At 43.3% G+C, this 13829-nt stretch carries 14 protein-coding genes and 1 pseudogene; 12 read left to right on the top strand and 3 right to left on the bottom strand.

What is annotated here, in order from left to right; translation table 11 throughout:
• Positions 1-8 precede the first annotated feature (8 nt).
• Positions 9-164: a winged helix-turn-helix transcriptional regulator gene (locus QUB56_RS30570; RefSeq protein ID WP_332960111.1), complete on the top strand. Its 156-nt coding sequence runs from the start codon at positions 9-11 to the stop codon at positions 162-164.
• Between the two features lie 396 nt (positions 165-560).
• A complete protein-coding gene (locus tag QUB56_RS30565) occupies positions 561-959 on the top strand; it encodes a DUF4112 domain-containing protein (RefSeq protein WP_332960107.1) in 399 nt (132 codons plus the stop codon).
• A 319-nt stretch (positions 960-1278) separates the two neighbouring features.
• Here the strand turns inward: QUB56_RS30565 and QUB56_RS30560 are convergent, their stop codons facing one another.
• Positions 1279-2337: a low specificity L-threonine aldolase gene (locus QUB56_RS30560; RefSeq protein WP_332960106.1), complete on the bottom strand. Its 1059-nt coding sequence runs from the start codon at positions 2335-2337 to the stop codon at positions 1279-1281.
• A gap of 82 nt (positions 2338-2419) precedes the next feature.
• Here QUB56_RS30560 and QUB56_RS30555 point away from each other — a divergent pair, with 82 nt between their 5' ends.
• The 6 genes from QUB56_RS30555 to QUB56_RS30530 all read left to right on the top strand — a co-directional run bounded on the left by QUB56_RS30555 (position 2420) and on the right by QUB56_RS30530 (position 7462).
• Positions 2420-2632, top strand: a complete 213-nt coding sequence (locus QUB56_RS30555) for a DUF2997 domain-containing protein (RefSeq protein ID WP_332960105.1) — start codon at positions 2420-2422, stop codon at positions 2630-2632.
• 11 nt (positions 2633-2643) lie between these two features.
• Complete coding sequence (locus QUB56_RS30550; protein WP_332960104.1) at positions 2644-3426, top strand: XRE family transcriptional regulator; 783 nt, start codon at positions 2644-2646, stop codon at positions 3424-3426.
• 130 nt (positions 3427-3556) lie between these two features.
• Complete coding sequence (locus QUB56_RS30545; protein WP_332960103.1) at positions 3557-5155, top strand: Hsp70 family protein; 1599 nt, start codon at positions 3557-3559, stop codon at positions 5153-5155.
• Between the two features lie 54 nt (positions 5156-5209).
• A complete protein-coding gene (locus QUB56_RS30540; protein ID WP_332960102.1) occupies positions 5210-5815 on the top strand; it encodes a hypothetical protein in 606 nt (201 codons plus the stop codon).
• A gap of 31 nt (positions 5816-5846) precedes the next feature.
• Positions 5847-6704: a bifunctional class I SAM-dependent methyltransferase/HIT family protein gene (locus QUB56_RS30535; protein WP_332960101.1), complete on the top strand. Its 858-nt coding sequence runs from the start codon at positions 5847-5849 to the stop codon at positions 6702-6704.
• Positions 6705-6892: 188 nt separating this feature from the next.
• Positions 6893-7462, top strand: a complete 570-nt coding sequence (locus QUB56_RS30530; RefSeq protein WP_332960100.1) for a hypothetical protein — start codon at positions 6893-6895, stop codon at positions 7460-7462.
• Between the two features lie 91 nt (positions 7463-7553).
• On the opposite strand, the gene QUB56_RS30525 is transcribed toward QUB56_RS30530, so the two are convergent.
• A complete protein-coding gene (locus tag QUB56_RS30525; RefSeq protein WP_332960099.1) occupies positions 7554-8108 on the bottom strand; it encodes a GNAT family N-acetyltransferase in 555 nt (184 codons plus the stop codon).
• A gap of 303 nt (positions 8109-8411) precedes the next feature.
• Between QUB56_RS30525 and QUB56_RS30520 the strand changes: the two genes are divergently transcribed.
• The 4 genes from QUB56_RS30520 (at position 8412) to QUB56_RS30505 (ending at position 13625) form a co-directional block, all read left to right on the top strand.
• Positions 8412-9584, top strand: a complete 1173-nt coding sequence (locus tag QUB56_RS30520; RefSeq protein ID WP_332960098.1) for a DUF262 domain-containing protein — start codon at positions 8412-8414, stop codon at positions 9582-9584.
• Positions 9585-9590: 6 nt separating this feature from the next.
• A complete protein-coding gene (locus QUB56_RS30515) occupies positions 9591-10652 on the top strand; it encodes an MAE_28990/MAE_18760 family HEPN-like nuclease (protein WP_332960097.1) in 1062 nt (353 codons plus the stop codon).
• A gap of 84 nt (positions 10653-10736) precedes the next feature.
• Positions 10737-12269 carry a threonine ammonia-lyase, biosynthetic gene (ilvA, locus tag QUB56_RS30510; RefSeq protein WP_332960110.1) on the top strand — a complete coding sequence of 511 codons (1533 nt, stop codon included), beginning with the start codon at positions 10737-10739 and terminating at the stop codon, positions 12267-12269.
• A gap of 147 nt (positions 12270-12416) precedes the next feature.
• A complete protein-coding gene (locus QUB56_RS30505) occupies positions 12417-13625 on the top strand; it encodes a hypothetical protein (RefSeq protein WP_332960096.1) in 1209 nt (402 codons plus the stop codon).
• A 20-nt stretch (positions 13626-13645) separates the two neighbouring features.
• Here the strand turns inward: QUB56_RS30505 and QUB56_RS30500 are convergent.
• Positions 13646-13829, bottom strand: a pseudogene (locus QUB56_RS30500) (Rpn family recombination-promoting nuclease/putative transposase); the annotation flags it as partial.

Genomic DNA, 13829 nt, shown 5'->3' with positions numbered 1-13829 from the left:
TTCATTCCATCATTCCTCTTTCACGATCGTCGCTCTATTTTACTATTTTTCTCCGCCCTTTACAAAAAAGCACTACCTATTCGCTAACGCCTGTGGGCGAAAGTCTCAAACCGATTATTGATAGTATGCACGAATGGGGAATTAAGCATATTAGCGAACATTAAACGCGATCGGTAGCATTGTGGTAGGGTGCGTCAGGTTTGAGACGATGGAGAAGCACAAAAAGTATAGTGGTGACGCACCGTTTGTTGCAGGCGTGCGTCAGTTTTGATATGGTTGGTAGAGAGCAAAAATCATGTTAGCTGACCAAGAATTTCAAAGGTGGTACCCGCCACGTGATTTATCCGTGGAATCAATCCAAAACCGAAAATCGAAAATCCTCAAGCCCCCGCATTTATCCGTGGGGTCAATCTAAAATCTCAAATCTCAAATCTCAAATCGATTGACGCACCCTACTTCTGGGATAAATCCGCCTATTTTGGTAGATTTTTATTAACTCGATACTTTTTTTGCGTCTTCCGACTGATGTCAGTTTTTCAACCTAGTCCAAAAATAATAATATGAACAATATAGAGCGTCTCGCCACCCTCAACCGCATCCGCAAGCTCAGCCGCCTGATGGATACAGCCATTGGCATCCCCGGCACTAAATTTCGCATAGGTTTAGATCCCATTATCGGTTTAGTTCCCGGTGCTGGGGATATCGTAGATACCGCGTTTTCTGCATACCTAATTTACTTAGCAACTCAATTCAACATTCCCCCAAAAACTTTAGGTAAAATGATTTACAATATCGGTCTAGAAGCAGTTCTGGGATCGGTACCTTTAGTGGGAGATATCTTCGATGCTTTTTATAAATCAAACATGAGAAATCTTGCGCTTTTAGAAGCACACATCGAAGCAGTTGAACCCGAGCTAGCCGCAGTTGCAGAACCGATTCCTGAATCCCTTAAAATGTAGGGGTGGGTTTCACCAACAATAATTGTAAATAACCAACAATCTCTCAAACCCGTCCCTATCCAACGAAAAATCACAATATACATTTTCCGCATTCGATCCAAATTTAATGTTGATGTGAGTTATCTGTTGTGGAGGCCGGGTTGAGCTAGATTTTTGGTATAGCAATCCTAAATGATTCTACTCGTTACCAGGCAGAGCCTGGTAACGCAGATCCGGAGGAAGAGCCTCGATTGTAGCAGGCGAGGCAGAGCAAGAGTGACATTGATTCCCAGGCAGAGCCTGGAAGTTATTGAAACTGATGCGAGGATTGCTATAGTTGTCAGATATTATTCGTAAAACCTGCCCCTACGAAATAATCACTGTTTCGTTTAACCGCTTCCACAAAAGCAATAACATCCGCTTCCAGAGTATTAAAAGCCGTTACCAGTCTAACAGTACATTCGTCCCACCGATAAAACAGAAAACCCTCAGCTAAAACCGCTGTAATTACCGATTCTGGAAGTTGAATAAAAATCTCGTTTGCTTCAACCCGATGGTAAAACTTCGCTCCCTCAACTCCCGCCAAATCTCGGGCTAATTTGGCTGCCATATTATTTGCATGAGCCGCATTTTTCAGCCACAAATCATCCGTTATATACGCTTCCAACTGCGCCGACAAAAACCGCATTTTCGAGAAAAGATGCCCGCTGCGCTTGCGGTAAAAAGGGAAAGTCTTTGCTAGTTCTCGGTTAAAAAAAACCACAGCTTCTGCACCCATCGCGCCGTTTTTTGTCGCTCCAAACGATAGAATATCCACACCGGCGCGCCAAGTGACATCCGCCGGAGAACAGCCCAAACTGACAACAGCATTCGCAAAGCGCGCTCCATCCATGTGTAGGTGCAAATTGCGAGCGCGAACCACTTCCGAAATCTGGGAAATTTCCCCTGGATTGTAGACTGTGCCGGCTTCCGTTGCTTGAGTGATGCTGACGGCGGCAGGCTGTACGTGATGGACGACACCTGCACCAGCGCAATCGAGCATTTTTCCTAAAGTCTCTGCCTCTATTTTAGCATGATTTCCTGTTACTGTCACTAACTTTGCACCGCCTGTAAAAAACTCCGGCGCGCCGCATTCATCCACATTAATATGAGATTCTGCGTGACAGTAAACAGCCCCGTAAGGAGGAGTCATAACCGCAAGGGCCAGAGCATTAGCAGCCGAACCGGTTGCTACAGGAAAAACAGTCACGGATGTCTCGAACAAGTCCGAAAATTTAACTTGCAAACGCTGCGTATATTCATCATCTCCGTAAGACATCACAGCACCGCAATTAGCTGATGCAATCGCAGCCATAATCTCCGGCGAAACCCCGGTTGCATTGTCGCTACAAAAATTCATTAGAATAATTGGTAAATAGAATCTATAATATAACTCAACACTCAACATTCAACACTCAAGCATTAAACCACGAGGAAGAATTATGGCAGAATACCGCCAAATAGAATACCGCATCGGCAAAGACGGCAAAATTACCGAAACCGTCCTCAACGCCACCGGTTCTAGTTGCACCGAAACCACCGCCGGAATTGAAAAAGCCCTCGGAAAAGTACAATCTCAAGAGTTGCTGCCAGAATACTACCAAGGCGAAGAAAATTTGGTCGTTGAACAAACGCAGACTTTAAAACAAGTTTAGAAGAGTTAAAGATGTTTGATCTCCTGGGTGCAACAGTTGATGTAACAACAGTGCCTGCCTTCAGCATCGCGCTAGGTGTCGGGGGCATTTTTCTAATTTTAGTCTACCTTTATGCTGCATCGGAGGCGGGAGATGCGATCGAGTTTAAGTACGATACAATTCTGCGGGAACGCATGAATCAACTACACATTCTCGATTGGCAAGATTTAGGCGAAAAAGCAGGCTTAAGTCGCTACGGGGTGCGTTTAGTGCGGCAGGGAGACGTGGGAAAACTCACGGTAAACCAACTGAGGCGGCTGGCAACAGTGCTGAATTTGAATTTTCAAGAGTTCGATCGCACTTTCAGCGCGCTGCCAATATCGGCTACAATCACAACTAATCCCACCGAAATTGAAGAATTGAGGCAGCAGTGTTTCCGGCTGCGAGAAGAACTGCAGCAGCAAAAAGCTCAACTAACTGCGGATTTTCGCCGCGCTACCTTTGAACAGTTGCAAACTTTGTTAACCAGCTATCCCGCCGCCCGCAAAATGGCAGAAGCTAATCCGGATATGCCAGCCAAAAATCTCTCAGCTTTGTTTACTCCCTTAGACAATCTCTTGGCAAGCTGGGATTTTCAAACAATCGGTTCTGCGTGGGAACAAACTGCTTACAATCCGCAGTTACACCAGCCGGATGTTGAGGATATAACAGAAGGAGAATTAGTTTATATTAGGTTTGTCGGCTATCAGGATGGAGAGCGAATTCTTGCTCCTGCTAAAGTTAGCCGCACCCTTCCAGGTGGCATAAAAAATTAAGTAAGGGGCGCAATGCGACCCTACAAATAGAGTAGATGGGTAACTCCTATAAACTTAGCTGCACCACCCAGGACCGCATGAAAAATTAAATCTAAAATCTAAAATCTAAAATCTAAAATCTAAAATCAACATGACTATAGTTGCAATTGACTTCGGCACCAGCAACACGGTTGTCTGCATTCTCAACCCGGATACGCAAACACCAGAAACTTTGAGATTGGGCGAGATGTCCCGCATTTTTAAAACAAAGAATTTGAGCGGAGATGTTCGAGAAATATCTGTAGTGCCGACTTTAATCTTTGTGAAGAAGGCGGGAGAGTTGGTGGTGGGAGAAAAAGTGCGCTCGCAGCGTTTGGGGCAATCCCAGCCCGACCGTTTTTTTAAAGCTTTTAAACGCAATTTAGCGGCCGACTTTCAGCCACCGCCCCGCAATATCGACGGCGATACCTACACAGCCGAATCAGTAGCAGAACAGTTTATCAAAATTATTTGGAAACAATTATATTTACAAAATATACAGCCAGAAAAAATAATTTTTACAGTACCCGTCGGAGCATTTGAGCGATATCTAGATTGGTTTCGCGACTTAGGAGAAAATTTGGGAGTTGCGGAAATTCAGGTAATAGATGAATCCACAGCCGCCGCCCTAGGATATGCAGTAAAACGCCCCGGCTCTTTAGTTTTAGTAGTTGATTTTGGCGGCGGAACTTTAGATTTAAGTTTAGTCCGTACTGCTGTAACCGCCCCCTCACCCCCCCGAAGCTTGGAGCGGCTGGGGGGGGTGCGTGCCGAAGTATTGGCAAAATCCGATGCTTATGTCGGCGGCGAAGATATTGACATCTGGATTGTGGAAGATTATTTGCGGCAAATTGGTTCGTCGCGGGCAGAAGTCGGCCCAGTGGGCTGGCAAAATTTATTAGAAATAGCGGAAAAATTAAAAATTCAACTTTCTCAAGTTAATCAGGCGAAGGAAAGTTGGTTGGACGATGAAAATTTTATGTCTTACGATTTGCAGCTAAACCGAGAGAAGCTTGAGGAAATTCTGGAATCTAGACAGTTGTTAGAACAGTTGCGACAAGCTTTAGATGAAGTGCTGAGCATTGCAATGGGAAAAGGTATCGGCAAAGCAGATATAGAACAGGTTTTGCTGGTAGGAGGAACTTCTCTAATTCCGGCTGTATCTAATTTAGTGGTTTCGTATTTTGGGCGGCAAAAAGTCAAAGCTGACAAGCCGTTTGAAGCCGTGGCGCACGGTGCTTTAGCCTTGACACAATTAGCGAGTGTTGACGATTATTTGCGCCACAGCTATGCAATTCGCCTTTGGGAACCTTATGCTAAAGCTTATGCTTATTCGCCGATATTTAGCAAGGAAATGAAGTATCCCTGTCAAAGTTCCGAAGAGTTGACGCTGCAAGTGGCAATTGAAGGGCAAAGGGAAATTCGGTTAGATATTGGGGAAGTTGCGGAGGTATCGCAAGCGGAGGTTATTTTTAACGAAAAAGGGCAAATGACGAGCAGTTTGCTCAACAAAAAAACTGATTTTCGGTCTCTGGAAAGCCACCACCAGCAGGTTTGTGTAGCGCATTTGAATCCGCCCGGGGTATTGGGAATTGACAGGGTTTCGGTGAGTTTTGAGGTGGATGAGAGGCGGGTTTTGTTGGCGACGGTGCGGGATTTGGTGACTGGTAAGGTGTTGGTGGAAAAAGGGGCGATCGCCAAACTGCAATAATGGTAAAATCTCAAGTAGCCTAGGTAATTTGTAGTTAATTTAAAAACTTTAAAAATGTCATATAGTGAATTTACTACCATCACCAAAGTGCGTGCAGCCTTTAACCTAACTGTAAATGAAAAAACAGTTTTGTTTGCAGATGTAGAATCAATTGCACCTAGCGACTATCTCAAAACAACCCTAGCAGAATATATCCCTCTCGCCAATGCTATCAATACTGAAAAAGCGCGATCGGAGTTGATTATTGCTCCCGTATTATTAGAAGTGCGGCGCATTTTAAACTTCCAAATCGGCTTTTTTTCCGGTACAGAATTTAACCCCGATCCAGAAAGCGGACTTAGCGGCTATTGCGATTATATCCTCACCGCATCCAGCGATTTGTACGAAATCCGAACACCAGTTGTCACCTTAGTAGAAGCCAAAAATGAAAACATCAAAAACGGATTAGGACAGTGTATTGCTGAAATGTTGGGAGCCCAGCGATTCAATCAACAGCAAAATGATGAAATTGAGGCGATTTACGGAGGTGTTACCACGGGAAATGCTTGGAAGTTCCTCAAATTGGTAAATCAAACAGCTTTTATTGACTTGAACGATTATTATATTAACGAAGTTGACAAAATTCTAGGGATTTTAACAAAACCTTTACGCAAAGACTAAAAACCACGATTGAAATCAAATTTATGCCTCCATGAAAAAGCAACAAAATAAATTCACCCACCTGACGGCAATCGAAAGAATTTATCTGTCATTTCCGGCAAGATTTTTATTGGATAAAAACTTGCTGCAAGGCAAAGTCTTAGATTTTGGGTGCGGCTTCGGCAGCGATGTGAGATTGTTGCAGCAAAAAGGCTTCGATATTACGGGTTATGACCCTTATTATTTCCCGGAATTCCCGGAAGATAAATTCGACACCATCATTTGCTTTTATGTTTTGAATGTTTTGTTTCCTGAAGAACAAGCTAATGTCCTGATGGAAGTGTCGCACCTGTTGAAACCGGGAGGGAATGCGTATTTTGCGGTGAGAAGGGATATCAAAAAAGAAGGCTTTCGAGAACATTACGTGCACAAAAAACCTACATATCAGTGCATTGTCAAACTTCCCTTTAAGCCGGTTCACCTAGATGAGTCTTGCGAAATTTACAAATACGTGCATTACAACCATCAAAGAAATTCTACTAATAACTGCATATTTTGCAATCCGTATAAAAACCTAATTTTGCTAACTGAATCAGCAACAGCTTATGCGATGTTTGACGGTTATCCCGCTAGCAAAGGTCATGTTTTAATCATCCCCAAGCGTCACGTTGCTAATTATTTTGAACTGCCTTTTCGAGAGCAATCGGCTTGCTGGTTTATGGCTAATAAGGTGCAAGAAATGTTAAGTAAAGAGTTTCAGCCAGAGGGTTTTAATGTGGGAATCAATATTAATAAACAGGCTGGTCAAAGTCGCAGTCACGCGGCTATTCATGTTATCCCCCGTTACAAGGGCGATGCGGCTGGCCATAAAGGCGGAATTAGGTATGTGATTCCCAAGAGTGAAAAATAAAAGTTAGCGAATTGTGAAGGGAATTCTTTTTTACCGCAGAGGCGCAGAGAAGGCAGAGGAATAGAGAAGAGAGGAATTCATAATTTTTGTAAGGATTGTTATATTTGAGTAAACGGCGAGCAAAATAGAGTTAAAATGTGTTTGCAAGGTCTAAAACTACACATTAGCAGCAATTTGGTGTTCTGTTTATGTCTAAGCGCAAAAAGCAAGAATGGCTCAAGGAAACTCTAGAACTCAAAGAAGACCACAATTGGAAGTCAAAGCCGGGAACTCGAATTTTTGTAGCAGGAAGAGGTGCCGTCCGCTTTGATGTCCCGGAAGATTGGCATTTTGAACCGGATACTAAGTCGTTCCGGTTTACGGATAAAAAGCCGCCGGATGATGATTGTTGTTTGGAGGTTTCGTTTAATTTGCTACCACCTGGTAACTGGGCAGATTTTCCGCTGGTGCCGCTATTACAGAAGGTGGTTGAAGATGATACGCGGAATCCCATTGCTCTTGGGGAAATTATCCAATTGAAGCGGCAAACTGCCCGCGTTGTTTGGACTGAATTTAAGTTTATCGACCCTCCAGAGCAGCGGGAAGCTTATTCGCGAATCTGTATTGGATTGGGTTCTAATGTTCAGTGTTTGATTACTTTTGATTACTGGGTTGACGATGCTGAACGTTTGACTCCTGTCTGGGATACGGTGATGGATTCGTTAGTTCTGGGTTTGTTTATTAGCGACCCTCGAACGGGGTTCGCACGTCCAGACTAGACCGATTTTCTGGGAAACTTTCAACAACTAATTTTGCTAAGTGTTGGATTGGCAAGCCACCAGTTAGTAAATTTAGAACCTACCTTAAACTTTACAACCGCTTTGCCATGAAAATATCTGGCTTGCCAATTCCGTTGGCGTCGGGCATCACTCCCACGATCGCAAAACCCATTTTTTGATAAAATTCGTAGGGATGACCGCGCAAATTTTTGATTTTGGCGATGTGTTCCCAAACATTAGGATAAAGATTGATGCCTGAAAGAGTTGTTTGATTGTCTTCGTCGTCGGTACCCACCCACAGCACGATCCCTCCCCGGTTTTTAGCTTCTGCTGCTAAATCAGCTACGAGCGATCGACCAATTCCTTGTCGGCGAAATTCTGTTCTCACTACGAGCGGGTGCAGTTCCCAAACATTACCGTCATACTGTTTAATCCCGCCAATCCATCCCAAAACTTGATTGCTGTCGCCGACAGCAATTCGACTGATGCGATCGGGTTCCAAAGATTCTTGCACTTCTTGCAAAGCAGATTTTAGATCGGGCCAAGCATCGGGCCAATGCTCTTTAAAACCTTCAACTATTAATCTAGCTACCTGTTGAATTTTTGGCTCGTCAACCGCACGCAAATCTGTAATTTGTACGTTCATGATTTTACATACTAAATTAAGGATTACGGACTAATACGCTCACAAACCGGATTTTATAACCGGGGTAAACGGCAAAAACGAAGTCAGGACTCACGAGGGCAACATTCACTACAGCTTGCCTGCCAGCTTTCATATTTCAGTCTAGGCTAATTTTGCCATAAAATCGGATTTTGCTATCTGGTAAGGGCGATCGATCTTCAGCAGGGATAATTTGCGATCGCACTTTTTGCTAGATTTGAGTCGATCGGCTCATGCTGAAAATGCTATAATTATTAACAAGTTGTGCTTAGGGAGACTACGGAAATGCAGATCGCACCATTTGAAGAAAAAATGTGGGTGAGTTTGCCTGCAAAAACTCGCACTAAAATGTCCGATCATGATATTAACCATAAGTACGAGTTAAGAGAAAATAGAATTCTTACCGAAATCAACCGTGAAAAGCTTCCGAGCTTTGTCGAGGCATTAAAGAAGCCTGGTTATATGAACGTGCGACCATTTTACCAAAGAAGGGCGCGTTGGACTCCCAAGATGCAATCCCAATTAATCGAATCATTTCTGATCAATATTCCCGTTCCGTCAATAATTTTATACGAAAAAGAGTACTATTCATATGAGGTTATGGATGGTCAACAAAGAATTACTGCGATTCAGGATTTTTATGAAAACAAGCTTTCATTAACAGGGCTTGAACTTTGGCCTGAATTAAATGGACGTACCTACAATCAACTTCCTCAAAAAATTAGAGCCGGTATCGACCGTCGTTCTATATCATCGACAGTAATTATTGCCGAATCAACCTCCGATCCTGAAGAAGCTCTATTCTTAAAACAAAAAACCTTTGAGCGTCTTAACACTGGAGGCGTAGATTTAAGTCAACAGGAAGTGCGAAACTGTTTGTATTATGGAAAGTTCAATGAACTGTTGCTAAAATTATCGCGTCATCCCATATTTGCAGAAGCTTGGGGAATTCCGACAGAGGATAACAGCGCCGAATTGGAGAAAAATACCCTTTATAAAAAAATGGAAGATGCTGAGTTAGTGCTGCGTTTTTTTGCTCTCAGAAATGTCGATAATTTCCAACGGGGGATGGAAGGCTTTTTAGATTTGTACATGATGAGAAGCTTAAAATTTGATGAGGAAGATATCAATTACTTGGAATCTATTTTTCTCAAAACTCTCACAATAGCTCACCTAATTTACGGAGAGCATTTATTCAAACCCTTTGACCAAAAAACTCAAACTTGGTCAAACAAGACTTATAAAGCATATTATGATGCAATTATGGTTGGTTTAAGCAAATACTTGCAATATGAAAAAAGATTGATTGCTCTCAAAGATCGAATTATTGAAGAGACAAAGAACATCTTTAAAAAACCTGAATCTCGTCTTCTCACCGGAGGTGGAAAAACCAAGGCAGAGATTCAGGAGCGAATCAGGATATTTGACGAAATGCTTTTGCAAGTTATCGGAGAGTAACTTGCAATGTTTGACGAGCTTCTCAAGACAGTCTGTCTTAAAATTTCCACTGTCCGTTCGATGATAAAGATTAACGATCGACTTAGAAAAATCGTATCTCAAGACAGTTCAGATATAAAAGAGTTGAAAGAAAATCCTGAATTTGCCGCATTAATAGAGGAAATACCTAGCAAAGACGAGTGGAGAATTTACGATCGCTCTGCTGTTGTAACCCGATTGTATGCTATTTACGAGCGCTTCGTTGAGGATTTAATTTCGGATTGGCTGCGACGGATGCCCGATTTGGTTCCACGTTATTCAGACTTGGGAGAAAAAATCCAAAATACCCATCGAGAGGGTATAGGACGTTTATTGATTGACATCAAAAAGAATAGGTTTCAACACCTTTCAGTTGAGAAAGTAGTGCAAGGATTATCCTGTGGAATTACTGACACTGGAAAATACGAACTACTTCCTGATGCTTTCCTATTGCACGAGCAAAATTTACGGAAGGAAACGCTAGAAACAGTTTTGAAAAATGCTGGGATTGATGAGGCGTGGAAATGGGTAAGTAACCACAAAGAAATTAAATATTTTGTCGAGGAAGTTCGCGGCCGTCAAAACACGGCTGAAGGAGAACTCAACCAACTCGTTGACTATCGGAATGAAGCAGCACACGGCTCTACAAATCAGATTTTGGGAACTCAAGAACTGTTGGACTTAGGTGATTTTGTTGAGGCTTTATGTAAATCCCTGGCTGATTTAGTCACCTACAAGATAATTTTACTCCAGAAAGCTCTAGGGCTGGTAAGGGAGATTGGAGAAATTACTGAGTGGTTCAAAAAGCAACAAGCATACGTAGCCAAAGTTCAGAAAGTTACCTTAACTGTAGAAGAACGTGTTTTTCTAGTTTTAGTTAATGATAAATTGTCGTACTGCTACGCTGCTAAAATTGAGAGTATTGAGCTTAATGATATTTTCCACAATCAGGTGGAAATAACCTCGGAAGAAGAAGTAGGGTTAAAGTTTGATCGGGATGCCAGAACAGGATTGACTATTTATGTAACTAAATCAAACCCAGTTGACTGAATCTTTCGTTAACTGCGATCGCCCGATCGCCAATTCCCCGCAAAATACTAACACAAGTGCCCTACAATTATCCCACCATCCGGCATCAACCAACCTGCTAACCCCATGCTTTGCGATTATCTGGTACAAATCCTCACCGCCCGCGTCTACGATGTTGCTCAAGAAACAGCCCTAGAATCCGCCCCGAATCTATCAGCACGGCTCAACAATAAACTTTTGCTGAAGCGAGAGGATATGCAGTCGGTGTTTTCCTTCAAACTGCGGGGTGCGTACAACAAAATGGCGCAACTGTCGCCGGATTTGCTAGCACAAGGTGTGATTGCAGCTTCCGCCGGCAACCACGCCCAAGGAGTCGCCCTCGCCGCCCGCCACCTGGGAACTCGCGCGATTATCGTCATGCCCGTAACGACGCCGCAGGTGAAGGTAAATGCGGTGATATCCCGGGGTGGAGAGGTCGTTTTGCATGGGGATACCTACGACGATGCCTACGCCTTTGCGCGCCAATTAGAGGCGGAAAAAGGTTTAACTTTTATTCACCCTTTTGATGACCCGCACGTGATTGCTGGACAGGGTACGATCGGCATGGAAATTCTGCGGCAACATCAAAAACCAATTCACGCGATTTTTGTGGCAATTGGCGGCGGCGGATTGATTTCGGGAATTGGGGCCTATGTCAAGCGGTTGCGGCCGGAAATTAAGATTATTGGGGTCGAACCCATCGATTCTGATGCAATGAATCAATCGCTGAAAGCGGGTAAACGGGTGCGTTTGTCGCAGGTGGGTTTATTTGCTGACGGCGTTGCTGTGCGGGAAGTGGGGGAGGAAACTTTTCGCTTGTGTCAGGAGTATGTGGATGAGATTGTTTTGGTGGATACGGATGATGTTTGCGCGGCGATTAAGGATGTTTTTGAAGATACGCGATCGATCTTAGAACCTGCTGGCGCTTTGGCGATCGCAGGTGCGAAAGCTTACGTGGAACGGGAACAAATCGCAGGAGAAACGTTAATTGCTGTGGCTTGCGGCGCGAACATGAATTTCGATCGGCTGCGTTTTGTAGCAGAAAGAGCCGAGTTTGGCGAACGCCGCGAAGCCATTTTTGCAGTCACAATTCCCGAACAACCGGGAAGTCTCCGCAGGTTTTGCGAATGTCTGGGCAAACGCAATTTAACTGAATTTAGCTATCGAATTGCGGATGAGAAAGAGGCACATATTTTTATCGGTGTACAAATTCAAAACCGTGCCGATGCGGTGAAGATAGCGGCAAGTTTTGAAGGTTGTGGCTTCAAAACTTTGGATTTAACTGATGATGAATTAACGAAATTGCACGTGCGGCATATGGTGGGCGGGCGTTCGATGCTGGCCGATCATGAATTGTTTTATCGCTTTGAATTTCCCGAACGTCCGGGTGCGTTGATGAAGTTTGTGGGTTCGATGAGCCCTAACTGGAATATTAGCGTTTTTCACTATCGAAATAATGGCGCAGATTACGGGCGAATTGTGGTGGGAATTCAAGTACCGCCCGATGAGATGCAGGAATGGCAGGCTTTTTTGGATACGCTGGGCTATCAGTATGGGGATGAGAGTCACAATCCGGCGTATAAGCTATTTTTGAGGTAGTTTGGTTTGTGGTCTTGAAACAATTTAATAGACCTCTTGCATAAGTCTTTGCTTGATACAAAAACCGCGGATGTAAGGCAGATAAACACAGATTAACGCAGATAATTGAGGGAATTGAAAGCGACTTTTGCAAGAGGTCTAATATTTATGAACAGGGTCAAAAAAATATTGCCGTTTTTTTTGATGATTTTTGCTGTTGCTGTTGTGGCAGCAGTTGCACATTTTGCGATCGAACAACTTTCTAGCCCAGTCAGTTATTTTCAACCTGTGGATACCAGAGATGGTGCAGAGTTGTACAAAAAACAACTACCCAACGGAAATCAGGCTTATTTGCAAGTTATTAACGTCCAAAAAATGCAAATAGACCAGCTAATTGGAGAGGTGGATCGGATGGCTTTCAATAAAGGATTGTACTATCAGGGAGAAAACAAATATTACAGTCCTTTCTTTAAGAGAAAGTTATTCTCTGAAGTTACAGGAGAATACAAAAAACTTTACGGTAATGGTGTTTTTTCCGTCATTAACTGTTATTTTTTTGAACAATACGAACGCAGCACACAGCTATCTTTTCCTATCAAATTTAACGGTCAAGTTATTACTGGCGGTAACGGCATCTACGGCCCGGTCAAGCAACCCAAAGATGGGCAGTATAAAAATGTTCGATTGAAAGCTTTGGTCTGGAACGATCGAGAAGCATATATCACAAATTACGAACCGCAAACAGGAAAGCCCTTGAATCAAAAAGAAGTACAAAATGCAGTTGTTACTTACGAATACAAGGACCATCCAGCTAAACTCATATCTAAAAATCCAGCAAATAGGTATCACGTGATCGGTACGCTGGACAAAGATGGTCGCAAGGGTAATGAATTGCTGGCAATTATCACGGTTAATGAAGCGACATTAGATGCAGCAGCTAAGTTAATGCGAGAATTCGGAGTGAAAGGAGATATCGTGACGATCGACGGCGGACTCTCAACTTATCTATTCAATCCTAAAATCGGCGAGATTATGTTGCCTCAATCAAATAATATTGCCACTCGCGAACTGCCGCACTATTTAGGATTTAGGAATAGAAAATCTCAGACAGCTTCACCAAAAATATTGGTGGCTCAGCCAGCAGGAAAAGTGCAGGTGGAAGCAAATAAACCTTATTTGATTTTGTGGAGAGACAATATTCAGGGTGAGGTCAAGATTGAGCTGTATCGAGAGAATAAGTTGGTTGAAAGCATAGCCAACCGCGCGACTAGCGATGGGGTTTATGAATGGAAACCTAAGATTGCTGTAAAATCAGGGTCTTTGATTCGGATTTCAAGTGTTAAAAATGCTAAGGTGTCTGGGGCTTTGCAGTTGTGATTGTTGTTGGTTAAGAAATCTCATTGCGATCGCAACTTCCGCACATCCTCAATACTGAGTCCGGTTATTTGACCGATCGTTGCATCATCCAGGCGATCGAGCAATTGCCGCGCGATCGCCCGCTTTTCTTCTTGAACGGCTTGGAGTATAGCTCCTTGTTGGTCGTAAATAAACATTTCTCGCCGTTCGATATCTTCCAGTTCT

Origin of the sequence: Microcoleus sp. AR_TQ3_B6, assembly GCF_036702785.1 — a bacterium.
Lineage (GTDB): Bacteria > Cyanobacteriota > Cyanobacteriia > Cyanobacteriales > Microcoleaceae > Microcoleus.
Note: the sequence above shows the minus strand (reverse complement) of the source record. Positions and strands in the feature narration are given on the sequence as shown.

What these genes read in the sequence shown, in the direction of transcription:
- QUB56_RS30565 (WP_332960107.1), top strand. Translation starts at nt 561, where the DNA reads ATGAACAATATAGAGCGTCTCGCCACCCTCAACCGCATCCGCAAGCTC.
- QUB56_RS30560 (WP_332960106.1), bottom strand. Translation starts at nt 2,337, where the DNA reads ATGAATTTTTGTAGCGACAATGCAACCGGGGTTTCGCCGGAGATTATG.
- QUB56_RS30555 (WP_332960105.1), top strand. Translation starts at nt 2,420, where the DNA reads ATGGCAGAATACCGCCAAATAGAATACCGCATCGGCAAAGACGGCAAA.
- QUB56_RS30550 (WP_332960104.1), top strand. Translation starts at nt 2,644, where the DNA reads ATGTTTGATCTCCTGGGTGCAACAGTTGATGTAACAACAGTGCCTGCC.
- QUB56_RS30545 (WP_332960103.1), top strand. Translation starts at nt 3,557, where the DNA reads ATGACTATAGTTGCAATTGACTTCGGCACCAGCAACACGGTTGTCTGC.
- QUB56_RS30540 (WP_332960102.1), top strand. Translation starts at nt 5,210, where the DNA reads ATGTCATATAGTGAATTTACTACCATCACCAAAGTGCGTGCAGCCTTT.
- QUB56_RS30535 (WP_332960101.1), top strand. Translation starts at nt 5,847, where the DNA reads ATGAAAAAGCAACAAAATAAATTCACCCACCTGACGGCAATCGAAAGA.
- QUB56_RS30530 (WP_332960100.1), top strand. Translation starts at nt 6,893, where the DNA reads ATGTCTAAGCGCAAAAAGCAAGAATGGCTCAAGGAAACTCTAGAACTC.
- QUB56_RS30525 (WP_332960099.1), bottom strand. Translation starts at nt 8,108, where the DNA reads ATGAACGTACAAATTACAGATTTGCGTGCGGTTGACGAGCCAAAAATT.
- QUB56_RS30520 (WP_332960098.1), top strand. Translation starts at nt 8,412, where the DNA reads ATGCAGATCGCACCATTTGAAGAAAAAATGTGGGTGAGTTTGCCTGCA.
- QUB56_RS30515 (WP_332960097.1), top strand. Translation starts at nt 9,591, where the DNA reads ATGTTTGACGAGCTTCTCAAGACAGTCTGTCTTAAAATTTCCACTGTC.
- QUB56_RS30505 (WP_332960096.1), top strand. Translation starts at nt 12,417, where the DNA reads ATGAACAGGGTCAAAAAAATATTGCCGTTTTTTTTGATGATTTTTGCT.